Source organism: Acinetobacter sp. YH12254 (assembly GCF_013417415.1).
Classification (GTDB): domain Bacteria; phylum Pseudomonadota; class Gammaproteobacteria; order Pseudomonadales; family Moraxellaceae; genus Acinetobacter; species Acinetobacter pseudolwoffii.
In genome coordinates this window covers 72,219-86,975 of sequence record NZ_VPEB01000009.1, presented here as the reverse complement: position 1 = coordinate 86,975, position 14,757 = coordinate 72,219, and the positions used below count along the sequence as shown (strand labels likewise).

11 protein-coding genes and 8 tRNA genes are annotated in these 14,757 nt (G+C 45.0%); 6 read left to right on the top strand and 13 right to left on the bottom strand.

The window, feature by feature from the left end; all coding sequences use genetic code 11:
* Positions 1-53: 53 nt before the first annotated feature.
* The 3 genes from FTV29_RS08765 to FTV29_RS08755 all read left to right on the top strand — a co-directional run bounded on the left by FTV29_RS08765 (position 54) and on the right by FTV29_RS08755 (position 4,254).
* Entirely contained in the window at positions 54-614 is a 561-nt protein-coding gene (locus FTV29_RS08765; RefSeq protein WP_005169724.1) for a YcxB family protein, read from the top strand.
* 170 nt (positions 615-784) lie between these two features.
* Positions 785-3,364 carry a sulfite reductase flavoprotein subunit alpha gene (locus FTV29_RS08760; RefSeq protein ID WP_180075377.1) on the top strand — a complete coding sequence of 860 codons (2,580 nt, stop codon included), beginning with the start codon at positions 785-787 and terminating at the stop codon, positions 3,362-3,364.
* A 95-nt stretch (positions 3,365-3,459) separates the two neighbouring features.
* Positions 3,460-4,254: a YdcF family protein gene (locus FTV29_RS08755; protein ID WP_005097832.1), complete on the top strand. Its 795-nt coding sequence runs from the start codon at positions 3,460-3,462 to the stop codon at positions 4,252-4,254.
* Between the two features lie 24 nt (positions 4,255-4,278).
* On the opposite strand, the gene FTV29_RS08750 is transcribed toward FTV29_RS08755, so the two are convergent.
* The 11 genes from FTV29_RS08750 to FTV29_RS08700 all read right to left on the bottom strand — a co-directional run bounded on the left by FTV29_RS08750 (position 4,279) and on the right by FTV29_RS08700 (position 7,197).
* Positions 4,279-4,737, bottom strand: a complete 459-nt coding sequence (locus tag FTV29_RS08750; protein WP_005097833.1) for a DUF2750 domain-containing protein — start codon at positions 4,735-4,737, stop codon at positions 4,279-4,281.
* A gap of 71 nt (positions 4,738-4,808) precedes the next feature.
* Positions 4,809-4,884: transfer RNA gene (locus tag FTV29_RS08745), tRNA-Val, on the bottom strand.
* 99 nt (positions 4,885-4,983) lie between these two features.
* Positions 4,984-5,060, bottom strand: a tRNA-Asp gene (locus tag FTV29_RS08740).
* 12 nt (positions 5,061-5,072) lie between these two features.
* Positions 5,073-5,148 (bottom strand) — tRNA-Val (locus FTV29_RS08735).
* Positions 5,149-5,218: 70 nt separating this feature from the next.
* Positions 5,219-5,295 (bottom strand) — tRNA-Asp (locus FTV29_RS08730).
* A gap of 14 nt (positions 5,296-5,309) precedes the next feature.
* Positions 5,310-5,385, bottom strand: a tRNA-Val gene (locus FTV29_RS08725).
* Between the two features lie 21 nt (positions 5,386-5,406).
* Positions 5,407-5,483 (bottom strand) — tRNA-Asp (locus FTV29_RS08720).
* A 48-nt stretch (positions 5,484-5,531) separates the two neighbouring features.
* Positions 5,532-5,608, bottom strand: a tRNA-Asp gene (locus FTV29_RS08715).
* Between the two features lie 28 nt (positions 5,609-5,636).
* Positions 5,637-5,712 (bottom strand) — tRNA-Val (locus FTV29_RS08710).
* A 496-nt stretch (positions 5,713-6,208) separates the two neighbouring features.
* Positions 6,209-6,742: a cell wall-recycling L,D-carboxypeptidase ElsL gene (gene elsL / locus FTV29_RS08705; protein WP_180075376.1), complete on the bottom strand. Its 534-nt coding sequence runs from the start codon at positions 6,740-6,742 to the stop codon at positions 6,209-6,211.
* Positions 6,739-7,197 carry a YbaN family protein gene (locus FTV29_RS08700; RefSeq protein WP_180075375.1) on the bottom strand — a complete coding sequence of 153 codons (459 nt, stop codon included), beginning with the start codon at positions 7,195-7,197 and terminating at the stop codon, positions 6,739-6,741. The genes elsL and FTV29_RS08700 overlap by 4 nt, the downstream gene beginning before the upstream one ends.
* Positions 7,198-7,284: 87 nt before the next feature.
* Here FTV29_RS08700 and FTV29_RS08695 point away from each other — a divergent pair, with 87 nt between their 5' ends.
* From FTV29_RS08695 to dapE, 3 genes are all read left to right on the top strand, one after another.
* Entirely contained in the window at positions 7,285-8,160 is an 876-nt protein-coding gene (locus FTV29_RS08695; RefSeq protein ID WP_180075374.1) for a DUF1853 family protein, read from the top strand.
* A gap of 112 nt (positions 8,161-8,272) precedes the next feature.
* Positions 8,273-8,425, top strand: coding sequence for an entericidin A/B family lipoprotein (locus tag FTV29_RS08690; protein ID WP_004280704.1), 153 nt, complete (start codon positions 8,273-8,275; stop codon positions 8,423-8,425).
* A gap of 121 nt (positions 8,426-8,546) precedes the next feature.
* On the top strand, positions 8,547-9,683 hold the full coding sequence (gene dapE, locus FTV29_RS08685; protein WP_180075373.1) for a succinyl-diaminopimelate desuccinylase: 1,137 nt from the start codon (positions 8,547-8,549) through the stop codon (positions 9,681-9,683).
* Between the two features lie 65 nt (positions 9,684-9,748).
* Here the strand turns inward: dapE and FTV29_RS08680 are convergent, their stop codons facing one another.
* Together FTV29_RS08680 and FTV29_RS08675 are read right to left on the bottom strand one after the other, a co-directional pair.
* Positions 9,749-10,207 (bottom strand): hypothetical protein, encoded by a 459-nt coding sequence (locus FTV29_RS08680; RefSeq protein WP_005169706.1) that lies wholly within the window; start codon positions 10,205-10,207, stop codon positions 9,749-9,751.
* A gap of 3 nt (positions 10,208-10,210) precedes the next feature.
* The gene (locus tag FTV29_RS08675; RefSeq protein ID WP_180075372.1) at positions 10,211-14,656 is read right to left on the bottom strand and encodes an Hpt domain-containing protein; all 4,446 of its coding nucleotides are present in this window, start codon (positions 14,654-14,656) and stop codon (positions 10,211-10,213) included.
* Positions 14,657-14,757 lie beyond the last annotated feature (101 nt).

Below are 14,757 nucleotides of genomic sequence, written 5' to 3'. Positions count from 1 at the left end.
ATTGGTACAATTAATGATAAACTTTTTACAGTTTTAAATCTGCTAGTTTCACTATGACCGCGAAAAATTTATACGCTTATACCCTACAGCCTGTGAACTATGAAATTTCAGAAGCCGAGCAGCGTCATGCTCAGCTGGTGATCTGGCGTAGTACCAATAAAATTGGCATGAAAGCATGGCTGATCATGGGTGCTGTTGTTGCACTTTCTATTCTGGGCCTTCTGCTTCTCAAGAACTATTCAACCGTGTTCTGCTGGGTGGCGATTGCCTGTGTGGTGTTGTATTACCTGATCCGTACCTTTGGTCTGGAATGGTATGTTAAACGCAAGATGAATGAATTTCCGGTACAGGAAATCAAAGGTGTTCGTCTGGGCGTACAACCGCACGGTATCATCATGCGTCAGAAAATGGGCATGCAGGAAGGTGTGGGTGCGATCAGCTGGAAAGACATTTATGAATGGTACAACACACCAGAATTCATGTTGGTCAATTTCAAGGTAAAAGGCCAGCAAGGTGCTTATATCCTGCCTAAACGTCTGGACAGCAAAAACTTTTCTTTTAACACGATTCGTAAGCATCTAGAAGCAGAAGTTGGCGCAGCCAAACAAATCTAAACTTGTACACGTTTCAACAAAAAACCTCCTGCCCCGGCATGGAGGTTTTTTTAATCCTAAAACAATAAATGATAATGAGAATAAATATTATCCTCAACACTTATAATTCAGTATTAAAGTTCAGTTATAATTTGGCCACTTTTATAAAGCTCACCCTTAATCTGACGACCATGTTTAAAAAAACATTTTTCCAAATCCACTGGTTTCTGGGGATTACAGCAGGTTTAATCCTCTCTTTGATGGGCGTCACTGGCGCAATTTATTCCTATGAACAACAAATCTTAAAATGGATAAATAACGACAGTTATACGGTTCAGGTTCAGCAAGGTGACAAACTTACGCCTGCTCAGCTGTATCAGCATTTTCAAAATACCACTCCAGAGATGAAGATTAACAGTATTAGCGTGGCACAAGATCCAAGTGCTTCAAGTACTGTAAATATTGCCAAAGAGGGAGCACGGCGTGGTCATAACATCCTGATCAATCCCTATACTGCCGAAGTTTTGCCTGAAATTAAGGGTCGGGAATTTTTCCAGTTTATTCAGCAACTGCATCGTAATTTAACGGTTGGCCCGGTCGGCAAACAGATTACCGGTGCTTGTACTTTAATGCTGATCTTTTTCGTCTTGTCCGGTCTTTACCTGCGCTGGCCAAAGCGTCATTCGATCAAGCAATGGTTCTTTGTAAAACCCAAGCTGAAAGGCCGTAATTTTATCTGGGATCTGCATGCTGTTGTGGGAACCTGGGTGGTGATTTTCTACCTGATTCTGGCTTGTACCGGCCTGTACTGGTCCTATGACTGGTGGCGTAGCGGGATGTTTAAAGTTCTCGGCGTTGAACGTCCACAGCCTACCATGCAAGCCAATGCGGGCAATAATCGTGGTGAAGGACGTCAAGGTGGCGAACGCGGCCCACGTGGTGAAGGACGCGAAGAAGGCATGAATCCAGAACAGATTGGCCGCGCGCTAGATTTGAGCTGGACTGGCTTTAATACTGAATTTTCAGATAAATATTCCACAGTAACCTTTAATCTTCCCAAAAAACCCGACGGCAGCATGCAGCTCAGCTTTGTCGATCCGGTTGCCCAACATGAACGTGCGCGGAACAGTGCCACTTATAATTACCAGACAGCCGAATTTACCGAAGTTGAGCTCTATGAAGATAAAAAGCTCAATGAAAAGATCATGAGCAGCATGTTACCGGTGCATCGTGGCAGCTTCTTCGGCCCGATCTACCAGTTCTTTGCCATGGTCGCAGCCTTGTTAATGCCATTATTCTTTGTGACAGGCTGGATGCTGTATCTGAAACGTCGTAAACAGAAGCGCTTAACGCTGGCAGCGCGTCAGGGTGTCACTCCAGTTGACTTAGATGAAAATGCCAAACCTTGGCTAATTGCTTATGCATCACAAACAGGTGTCTCAGAACAACTGGCTTGGCGTACAGCAACTGCCCTGCAGGAAGCACGTCAACCGGCAACAGTAAAAGCGGTACAACAACTGACGCTTGCCGATTTACAGCAAACTGAGCAGGTATTATTTGTTGCCAGTACTTATGGCACAGGTGAAGCACCTGATCTGGCCTCTTCTTTTGAGAAAAAAATCCTGTCTGGCAAAGCTGATTTGCGGCATTTAAATTATGCGGTGTTGGCGCTCGGTTCTCAAGAATATCCGGATAGCTATTGCAGTTTTGGTCACCGTATTGACCAGTGGTTGCAGCAAAATGGTGCCCAGCAGTTATTCACTACCATTGAAGTGGATAATGCCAATAATGAGCACATCCAGCAATGGAATACTGCACTAGCACAAGTAACTCGCCTTGAACTGCAAGCCATGGGTATCGATAAAACCTTTGATCAGTGGACACTGACTCAACGTGAAATCCTCAATCCAGGTAGTCTGGGCGCTCCTGCCTTTAATATCGAACTGATTCCTGAGCATGAAGCAATCTGGCAAGCAGGTGATATTGCCGAGATTCAGCCAGCTAACAGTCCGGAACGTATTCAGGCATTTATGCAACAACACAATATTGCTGCCGGTACACAAGTGCCTTCTATGCAGCAAAGCATTGAGCGCGCGCTTTGGGATCGTGATCTGACTCAGGCTGAACCTTTTGATTCACTGGATCAGCTCCTCAAACAATTACCGGCTTTGGCATCACGTGAATACTCGATTGCCAGCATTCCAAGTCAGCAAGTCCTGCGTCTGGTGGTACGTCAGCAAGCTGATGCGAATGGAAATCTAGGTCTGGGTTCAGGCTGGTTAACCCAGCATGCCGCACTCAATGCACCGATTGCGCTACGCATTCGCAGCAACGAATCGTTCCACCTGATTGATGATAACCGTCCGATCATTTGTATTGGGAATGGTACCGGTATTGCTGGTTTAATGAGTCTGCTCAGCTCCCGTAACCGTCAGGAATACACCCAAAACTGGCTGATCTTCGGTGAACGTCAGCGTGAACATGATTTTTTCTTTGCAGAAACCATTCAGGCCTGGTTGCAAATGGGAACCCTGAAACGGCTGGATCTTGCGTTCTCTCGTGACCAGCAGGAAAAAGTCTATGTGCATCATAAATTACGGGAACAGGCTGAAGAGCTGAAAACCTGGGTTGCCCAAGGCGCAGTGATTTATGTCTGTGGTAGCATCAATGGCATGGCCAGTGATGTCGATCAGGCCCTGACCGAGATACTTGGTGAAACGCTGCTCGATCAATTACGTCTGGATGGCCGTTATCGCCGTGATGTATATTAAGATGAACTGATATACTAAAAACCGGGCGCAATAGCCCGGTTTTTGAAAATACAAAAGTAATAAGAAAAATATGAATAAGAAAAAAGGAAACTTGGATGCTCAATCAACTTAAACGAAGTCTCAGTCTGATCTTTGGCTTGATCCTCTGTATCAATAGCGTCTGGTTACTGAATCAGGATCAAAGGCATTTTGGTATCATGCTGTCTATCATCATTGGTGTGGCACTGATCCTGTATGCTCTGCTTTTTTCATCTATTCAGCGCTGGAAACAAAATTCTCGACTCAGAACATTGTTCTGGAACAGTCTCTGGGGCGGATTTTTACTCTGGATGATCAGTGTTGCGATTTTTTTCGCTTATATCCAGATGTCGATCAACTCGAATATTCCTGCACAACCGGCTACAGCGATTCTGGTATTAGGTAGTGGGATTAACCAGGGTCAACCCTCACCCATCTTAAAAAATCGTCTGGATACTGCAGCAAAATATGCAGAACAATATCCAGATACGTTGATGATTATGACCGGAGGACGAAATTTCCGGGAAAGACAAAGCGAAGCTGAAGTCATGCAACATTATATTCATACGACCTATCCGCAGCTCAAAAACCCGATTCGCGTAGAAGATCAAAGCAGAAGCACCCAACAGAACCTGCAATATTCTCAGGCGATCTTGCAACAACAGAATATTGGCCGAAATGAGCCCATTGTGATTGTGACCAATGATTTTCATAGCCCGCGTGCCCGTGCTATTGCCAGACATCAGGGCTATCAGCAAGTAATCAGTCTGAGTGCCAGCACTCCTCAGAATGCTCGCTACCATTCATGGCTACGTGAATATTTTGCGTTGATTAATGGCTGGCTGCTGAATGAATATTCACTGTTCCAATAAACAAGCTATTTAACAACAAGAAAATTAATTTAAACGAATGTGTCTTGGCAAAGGCATATCCGGATTTTTAAAAAGTTCCGGCTTTTGCACATAGATCTGATACAGATAATTTTTGATATCCAGTAATAATTTTTCCGGTGCCACCAGAATATTCTGCCCTTCTGGCGTCAGATCAAGAGACACAATGGTACTTTCCTGACGTAAAAACGGAATCACTTTCTCTACAAAATCCTTGAGACCAATTTCCTGAATATCGTAATTCACCCAATTGTCTTTAATCAGCAGACGAGCCAGACCTTTACTGTGCCAGCAAGCAAATGCACGCTGTCCAGTAGGGGTCGCACACAAAGCCCAGCCATCCTGATAAAGCGCAAAAATGCCGGCATTCGCGACAATCGATTCAATATACTGTTTATAAAGGTGTTGGGGGTCGTATGTAGTTTGAGATTTGGTCGCTGCCTTGCGCTGATATGGATTTCTCATCGTCGTGAAACCTTCAAATTATTATAGACTTCAAATTCTATGAAATGTTCAGTGTTTAGGCAAGAAAGATATGGTGGGCGCTGACGGGATCGAACCGCCGACATTCTGCTTGTAAGGCAGACGCTCTACCAACTGAGCTAAGCGCCCTGAGAAAAACAACAGCGTTGTTTTTAATGACGCAAGACAAGGAATGTCTTGGTATATTGAACACTCAGATCTCAGGAATCCAAGCTTCTCATCTTAGGATGGCGCAGCGGACGGGGCTCGAACCCGCGACCCCCGGCGTGACAGGCCGGTATTCTAACCAACTGAACTACCGCTGCATCGTAAGAATCTGGTGGGCGCTGACGGGATCGAACCGCCGACATTCTGCTTGTAAGGCAGACGCTCTACCAACTGAGCTAAGCGCCCTGATAAAGAGTGTCAATCTTTAGTTTAATCAAATTTAAGCTCAGGGACCTAAATTTAATTTCTTTTGAAATGGCGCAGCGGACGGGGCTCGAACCCGCGACCCCCGGCGTGACAGGCCGGTATTCTAACCAACTGAACTACCGCTGCATCGCAAAAGATTATGGTGGGCGCTGACGGGATCGAACCGCCGACATTCTGCTTGTAAGGCAGACGCTCTACCAACTGAGCTAAGCGCCCTCAAAAGGTCTATTGTATAAATGGCGCAGCGGACGGGACTCGAACCCGCGACCCTCGGCGTGACAGGCCGATATTCTAACCAACTGAACTACCGCTGCATTTACACAATGTCGCTATTGTGGCAAACGAGAATCAAGATCTTAAAGTGGCGCAGCGGACGGGGCTCGAACCCGCGACCCCCGGCGTGACAGGCCGGTATTCTAACCAACTGAACTACCGCTGCAACTATAAGGTCTCAACATGAAAGAGCTTGGTGGGCGCTGACGGGATCGAACCGCCGACATTCTGCTTGTAAGGCAGACGCTCTACCAACTGAGCTAAGCGCCCTTTCTAAACGTCTATCATCGTTTGATGGGTGCATTATAGAGAATCTGCACAGCCTGTCAAACGCTTTTCGGAATGTTTTCCACTTTTTAGGTGTGAGTGATTAAAAAATAGGTTGTTTGTTAAAAAAAACAACACTTTTTGTTTATTTTTTAAGTCTCTACCGAAATTTTTTAATTTCCAAAATGAAAATCACAACAAAATTTCCTGTCTTCTCTTGCGAGATTTCAGACTCACTCAGGCAGTATGCTTTAGTTCCGATCAAGAATTATACAAAGCTTTAAAATTACTCGGCGTTGTGTTCATGTAATCTTTCAACTGTCATTTATTTTTATGTGAAAAATAGCGATAAAGTTTAGCTTTAGACGATGATTCAACCCGTTTCATGCTGTAAAAATAGGATCTGGATCAGATTAATAAATGTCTTAAACTGTATTAAATCATCTCATCCCGCCCGTAAAAACAAAATCATTTTCACATGACATTAAAGATCGATTCATTATTCAGTATGCACACCCTTCAGCATTTTTGAATCTAATGCATGTTCCGAGATATACACCAAGGCATTCTCACCCACCAGGTCAAAGAGTTCAGCGACCTCCAGATTACGCATACGAATACAGCCATGAGAAAGTGGCTCTCCCATCATTTCTGTTTCTGGCGTGCCATGAATATAGATATAACGTTGATAGGTATCGCAGCCCTCGCCTTGATTAAAACCGGCTTCAAGCCCACTCAACCATAAAATACGGGTCAAGATCCAGTCACGTTGCGGAAACTCTGCTGCCAGTTCAGCATCATGAATTTCACCCGTCGCCTGACGTGCAATAAATACACTGTTTAAAGGTGCATTCTGACCAAACTTTTCAGCGATCTTGTGCCAGCCACGTGGGGTCTTGCCACTATTTTCAGTTTCACCAATGCCATTTTTACCAGTGGAAATCAGATATTGCTTGTTTAGACGTGGCAGATACAGCTTTTGTTGGGCGAGATCAATCAGGATATCTGCTTGATCCAGATGCAAGGTACTCATGACTTGTTATTCTCTGAATCTACTTTATTTGACTCTGTTTTCTTTAACTTTATCTCTGTTTTTTCAGTATGAATCGTTTCTTGATGAAGCATCACCTGATCCGGTTCAGGACGTCGCCATAACCAGATGGCCACAATCAGCATGGTGATATTGGTAAAGGCTTTTACTGCCAAGGGTGCGGTAGTAAACAGCATGATAATCCCGCTGATCAGCATCATGATACTGGCCAGCCATTTGGCCTTACGCGGTACAGTACCATGTGCACGCCAATCTCTTAAAGTCGAGCCATATTTGGGATGGTTCAATAACCAGTTATCCATTTGTGACCAACCTTTAGATGCCGCCCAAGCAGCCAGAATCAAAAAGACCGTTGTTGGCATACCCGGCAGGATTGCACCGATAAAGCCCAGGATCACAAACAGCACCACCAGACTCCGCCAAAACAACACTTTCATACATCAACCCTAACCGCAGAATTCAGGTAGTATAAAGCGTTTTCCGATACTGTCCGTTGTATTTCTGCACTTTTCACAGGTTGTACCATGTCTTTTTCCAGTTTAAACCAAAATCTTGTAGAAGCATGGCATCGTTATCAACATCCTCTGGTACGGCAACTGGCATTTGCTGTCGGCAGTCCGAATATTCTGTCCGGTATTCCCGAGGAGCTTGAACTCATACATCGCTTTGAGCTGCATGACAGCCAGACTTGGCAGCAATATCTTAGCCAGTATCATCCACGTTTGGAATTTCTCGATCAGCATCCAGAAGAATTAATCGAGTTTTTGCAGCAACTGAAAAGCACGCGTTTGGGGCTGCGCTTTGAAATGCTGGTCTGGTTCTGGTTACTCGACGATGCTTATCATCCCTATCGGCTACTCGGTCATAGTATTCAGCAAATTGAGGGTGCAAAAACCTTGGGTGAACTGGATTTCCTAGTCCTTAATACCGATACCGGACTGGTTGAACACTGGGAAATTGCCCTGAAATATTATCTGGCCGAAGCAGATTTTAGTCTGCCGCATTGGTACGGTTTGAACCGCACCGATACCTTAATCAGAAAAATGAACCATTTCACACAAAAACAGTTCCAATTTGATGAAGCTTTAGCACATTCTATTCAAAAACGTTTTTGTGTGATGAAGGGACAGTTGTATCTGCCGACCCATCATGCTGACCAGCCTATTCCCACCTGGATTAATACCAAGCGTCGCCTAGGTCTATGGGGACAGCATATTCCTGCTGCACAAGACGCGTTCTATCGCCTGCAGCGGCATGAATGGATTTATCCGCAAGCCCAGCCAAGCAGTTTGACTGCGACCTGGTGGACGGATGGTCTCTATAAAAAAATCGATCGCAATGACTTCTATATGTATCGCCAACCGGTACTAAGCCAGTATCCATCACATAAGCCCCTATAAAGCATTACATTTATTAACCGAAGCACTATGAAAACCACATATTTTTTAGTGCGTATATTTTCTACTCTAAGTTCCACATCATAATAATTTTATTATTGATTATACGGAGATGATGATGAAAAAAATTCTTGCTGCTTCATTAATGATGGCTTTTGTATTAACTGGCTGTAACACCGTAAAAGGTATGGGCAAAGACGTGTCTAAGGCGGGCGATGCGGTAACCAATACTGCTGAAAAAACCTCTGACGAAATCCGTCAAAACTAGTTTTTTCTTAAATGCTCATAGAACCCTATCTCAGATAGGGTTTTTTTATATCGATCGTTCACATTCAAGCCGATATTCGCCTATTATAGAGCCGAGAAAATTATCGACTGTTGAAAACCGCATGAGCTCTTCCGCTACTCTCGATTTAAGCCTACAACTATTACGTCAGCCTTCTGTCACCCCCATTGATCATGACTGCCAGAATATTATGGCGGAACGTTTAAAAAAGATTGGTTTCAATATTGAATCCATGCGTTTTGAAGATGTCGATAATATCTGGGCACGCAAAGGCACAGAAGGTCCGGTCTTCTGTTTCGCTGGCCATACCGATGTGGTGCCAACGGGCAACCTGGATGACTGGAACTCAGATCCATTTTTACCCGAAATCCGTGAAGGTAAACTTTATGGTCGTGGCAGTGCCGACATGAAAACGGCTTTGGCAGCTATGATCGTAGCGACAGAACGTTTTGTAGAAAAATACCCAAATCATAAAGGTTCAATTGCTTACCTGATTACGTCAGATGAAGAAGGCCCATCAATTAATGGTACAGTCAAGGTCATTGAAACCCTGGAAGCGCGTAATGAAAAAATTACCTGGTGTCTGGTCGGTGAACCGTCAAGTACCCATAAACTGGGGGATATTGTCAAGAATGGCCGTCGCGGTTCTTTAAATGCCAATCTCACGGTAACAGGCAAACAAGGCCATGTGGCATATCCGCATCTGGCAGTAAACCCGATTCATAGCGCCTCTAAAGCGATTACCGAGCTGTGTGACACCGTCTGGGACCATGGCAATGAATATTTCCCGGCAACCACTTTCCAGATTTCCAATATCAATTCAGGTACAGGCGCAACCAATGTTGTTCCGGGTAGCATGAATCTGCTATTTAACTTCCGTTATTCAACTGAAGTGACTGCCGAAGAACTTAAAGCACGTACTGTGGAAATTCTGGATCGTCACGGTGTGGATTATGATATTTCCTGGACTTTATCTGGCTTGCCATTTCTGACCCCGGTCGGCGAGCTGGTCAATGCAGCTAAAACCGCTATTCTAAATGTCACAGGCACTGAAACCGAGCTTTCTACTTCTGGTGGAACCTCGGATGGCCGCTTTATTGCACCTACAGGCGCACAGGTACTGGAACTTGGCGTATTGAATGCCACCATTCATCAGATCAATGAGCATGTTGATATTGCCGATCTGGAGCCACTGGCTGAAATTTATGAACAGATTTTGGTAAATTTACTCGCCAATTAAGTAAATTCATAACGCAATAAAAAAGGAACTCCATGGAGTTCCTTTTTGATATTTGATAGTTTGCATTACAGCCCGATTGTAGCCTGAATATTCGTCATATTCGGAATATGGAACAGCTGTTCATTCATTCGTACATATTGGAAAATTGCAGGGTCATTCACCGGCTGATCGACATCGACCACTTCAGAAATACGAATCCGGATGGTTTTCGGCATTTCATTGCACATTAGGGCAAAACGCTGATTGATCTCATCACCTTCAATCACCAGTGCCACGCCATGTTGACGTGAAGGCTCATTGATGGCATAGACTGGCAATTGTGCTTCATGCCATTCCACTGTCTTGACCTGGGTAGTGCTGTCCAGCGCTGACAGCACAATGTTTTGTGGCAATAACATCGGATCTTTGCCATGACAGTCAATAATATAGGCATCAATAAATCCGGTCGATACCGTAATCAGATGCTGAAGTTCCTGCTGGCTAATCTGATCAGCCATCTTGCTCGTCGAATTGCTCTGACTCATCGATTACCCCTGTTTTTCGGCAATTAATTGTTGAATATTGGCCAGCAGTTCAGCTTCCTGGAACGGTTTACCCATATAGTGGGTCACGCCCAGACTGAATGCACGTTCACGATGTTTCTCACCAGTACGCGACGTAATCATGATAATCGGCAAGTCACGGTGAATATCATGGTGACGAATCAGGTTGGTGACTTCAAAACCATCCATACGTGGCATTTCGATATCCAGCAGCATCAGATCCGGTCTGACATTTTCTAGCTGCTCGATCGCATCTACACCATCTTTGGCGGTCACAATGTCATAGCCCTGACGTTCAAGCAGACGCGAAGTTACCTTACGTACTGTCACCGAGTCATCGACAATCATCACCAGACGACGTGCATTGGAATGACGCGAACCATCACGCTGATCATGCATCTGTTTCACACGCTGTGTCGCCTGAATCTGACGCGCAATATTCTGGCCATCGAGAATCAGACAGACCTGACCATCACCCAGAATCGTAGCACCCGCCACTACCCCGATGTTGGCAAACTGCTGTCCAATCGGTTTCACCACAATCTGTGCACGTGAACCCACCAGTTGATCGACCAGCAAGGCAATGGTTTGGCCACTGTTGCCTTTAATCAGAAGCACCGGCAATGAATGACCGACATTATTCAGACGTGGAATCGGCTGAGTACCGACAAATTCAGACAGATAACGCAGCTTGTAGTTTTCACCATCAATCTTGAAGTAATCGTCTTTACTGTTAAAGTAAGTTTCCAATGTGGTCGGCGCAATCCGCACGATTCGGTCAATCTGCGCCAGAGAAATTGCATATTGCTGATCGCCCGCTTTCACCATCAAGGCATCACTAACGGCCACTGTCGTCGGTACGCGAATCGTAAAGACCGTGCCCTTACCCAGTTCCGAGCTGACCGAAACATGACCACCGAGCAACTTGATTTCACTTTGTACCACGTCCAGACCAACGCCACGACCAGAAATCTGGGTGACTGCTTTTGCGGTAGTGAAACCAGGATGGAAGATATATTGTAGTATTTCATCCTGATCAATCGGCTGGTCGGCTTTGATCAGATCCAGACTGAGGGCTTTCTCACGAATTTTCTCCGCATCGATCCCCTTGCCATCATCACTGAAAGAAACGATGACATCGGTTCCTTGACGGCTGATGTTCAATACAATAGAACCCACTTCCGGCTTGTTCAATGCCAGACGATCTGCGGTATCTTCCAGACCGTGGTCAATCGCATTACGCAACATATGTTCAAATGGCGTAACCAGACGTTCCAGAATATTACGATCCAATTCACCTTCAGTATTCTGCACAATCAGTTCGGCAGGACGGTTCAAGGTGGTTGAGGTTTGACGCACAATACGTTGTAAACGCGGCAACATCCGGTCAAACGGCACCAGACGGGTACGCATCAGGCTTTCCTGAATCTCGGCCTGAATACGCGATTGTTGTAATAATAAACCTTCAGTTTCACGAATCTTGTCGGCCAAGGTGCTCTTGAAATCGACCAGATCCGATGCCGATTCTGCCAGAGATTTAGATAACTGGTTCAACGATGAATACTGGTCCATTTCCAGCGGATCGAAGTCGGCATAGCGCGAATTTTCTGAACCATGCTTGGCAATAATCTGTGATTCAAGCTCGCCTTCCATTCGACGCAACTGGTCGGCAAGTCGTTTGATCGCCAGTTCCATCTCGTTCAGGGTATTGCCAAGCTGACCCAGATCCATCTCGATCCGCGAACGGTTAATCGAGTTCTCACCCGACAGGTCAATCATCTTCTCGACCAGATCAGCAGAGATACGAATCATCTCGTTATTGCTATCGCTACTGCCTGTATTCGCCCACTCACCCATCATCTGTGGCGGTTCAGTACCATCACCCTCAACAAAACTAAAGTCGGTGCTGACCACCAGATGTTCTGTTTTTGCCAAACGCTCAGGCAATTGCGCAGTGACGTCCACATAAGCAATCTTTTTCAGACTGCTTTGAAGCTGCTCAAAACCGCTATAGTCGCGCTGGAAAATTGCCTGTTTTAACCAGGCCAGTGTTTTCTGCAATAAGCCATCATAGGCATTCGAGTTAAATTGATAAACTGCAAACTGCTCGAAAGTGGTTTCCAGTTCATAGGCAATGCTGGCCACCTCTTCAGTTTCAATCATGCGTGCACCACCTTTAATACTGTGGGCAGCACGTTGTAACTGAAGTAATAAACTACGGTCACTACGCTGATCAAACCATTGATTGAGCAGCTTCTCTGCATTGGCCAGAATTTCTTCAGACTCTTCGAGGAAGGTTTCTTCAACGATTGATTTCAGCTCATCTTCTTCAGAGCGTTCAACTTGATTTTCAGTAAATCCAGGGGTTTCAACTAATTTTTCTGTTTCAGCCAGATCAGTTGCAGGCTGTTCTGTCGCCACTGATTCTTCGAATGGCACTTCAGGAGTCGATAGCATCTCTAACGCGGTCACGTTGAATTCAGCAGTTGTGCTTTCAACAGCAGCCAGCGTTTGCCCAGAAAGTAGTGCCTGAATATTTTGTAAAATTGCCACCGCTTCTGTCGCCGGATAATCAATGCCATCATCTCGAATGGACTGAATACGGTCGGACACGTTATCCTGTACCAGACGGACAATCTGGATTAAAGCAGGTGTTACGGCAATCTGCTGACGGATCACCCGTTCATAAATACTTTCCAGTTCATGGGCAATCAAACCGATATGCGAAGCCGCAATCATGTTTGCACCACCTTTTAAGGTATGCAAATGACGCATCAGATTGTTCAGTGAAGTCGTATCATCCTGTTTTTTGCTCCAGGTATTCAGATCTTCATCAATACCTGCCAGCAATTCATCGGCTTCTTCCAGAAAGATACCTAACAGTTCTTCATCGAAATCACGGTTGGTTTCAGCACTCTCGCGCTGTTGACGATCGGCTGCAATACGCTGGCTCAAGGCAGCGAAATCTACGCTGCCTGTGGTTAAGGTGTCAGCCGTTGGGATAATATCTGTGGTCGGCTCAACGCCTGACTTTTCAGTCTCTTCAGCAAAGATCTCAAGATCCTGTTGTACAAATGCCGACAGTTCACTTAAAGTTTTTTGAATGTCATCATTTAGAATGACGCGCTGTCCTGCAGCCAGGGTATCAAATAAATGAATAAATTCCTGATGTGCCTGTGCAAACAGTTCATAAGCATAATTGCTGTTTAACAGCACCGGCTTTTTAAGCAGGGCATCATAAGCCGATTTCAGATCTGCCGTGAATTCATGAATTCCTTTGGCCGCGCGGCTATCAGTATGCGCCAGTAATTCTGCAGCCTGTTGACTCAGTGCCTGGATATATTCCGGATAATCGACTTGTGCGCGTTTATCGAATTCAAACTCAGCATCGAGCAACAGGTCAATATCCAGTTCAACCAGTTTGGACACCAGACCTTGGGTTTGAACCGCATCTGATTCAATGACCGCAAAGCCATAATCACTCCAGACTGCTTCAAAAGTGGCATAGACCGCATCTAGTTTTTCGGTATCCCCCTGACCTAATAAATGCACATAATCACTGATAAATTCGGCATATTGAATCAGTAAGGCTGTTTCTTTTGAGGTCGAGACAATTTCATCTTGTAACAAGGTCTTAAATAACTGTTCAACTTTAGAGCTGGCTTCAAAAATCTGTTCAATCTGCGCCATCGATGAACTGCCACGCAAGGTATGAATGGCACGAATCAGGGCATTATAATCTTGTGATTTTTCATCTTCAGTACGCAGGAAGGTGGCAATCGTTTCCAGATGCTCTTCGGCTTCTTCAATGAAGATGGCCACGGTTTCTTCAATATCAGTGCGAACCGCTACTTCTACCGGCGCTGTTTCGATAATAGCAGCAGATTCACTTAGGTCATGATCTGCAATTTCCAGCCCTGTGGTCTGACCTTCGGCAGTCAAATGATCGGCCAATGCTAATAATTCTTCTAGCGCAGGTTCAGGTGAAAGGTTTTGTTGTAATTGTTGTCCCAACAGCAGCATTGGACGCAGGTCGAGATCGATTTCCTGTACATGTTTGAATTTTGGATATAAAGCATATTGATAGACATTCAGTACCGCTTGGGCAAATTTTTGCACCATCGCTGTCAGCTGAATTGAACCGGACAAGACCCGGTTCAGGGTATCTTCAACTGCCCAGGCCATTTCCCCTGCCGATTTTGCACCCACCATACGACCTGAACCTTTCAGGGTATGAAAATGACGGCGAATGGTCTTCAGATTTTCCTGATGATCTGGATTGACCAGCCATTCTGGAAATAAAGCATTTAACTCAACGAAGATTTCTTCGATTTCCTCAACAAAAATTTCAAGAATTTCTGCATCTTGATCAAGATAACTATCTTCAGGAAGCGTTGTCGTTTCAACTAAATTTTTTAATATTTCTTTCATAGCTTATGCTTCTTACGTTATGCCGCCAAGAAGGGCGCTCAAACTTAATTGTGACCGTCACGCAATACCTAATGTTTGAGGTTAAGTACATCTTGTCGAGG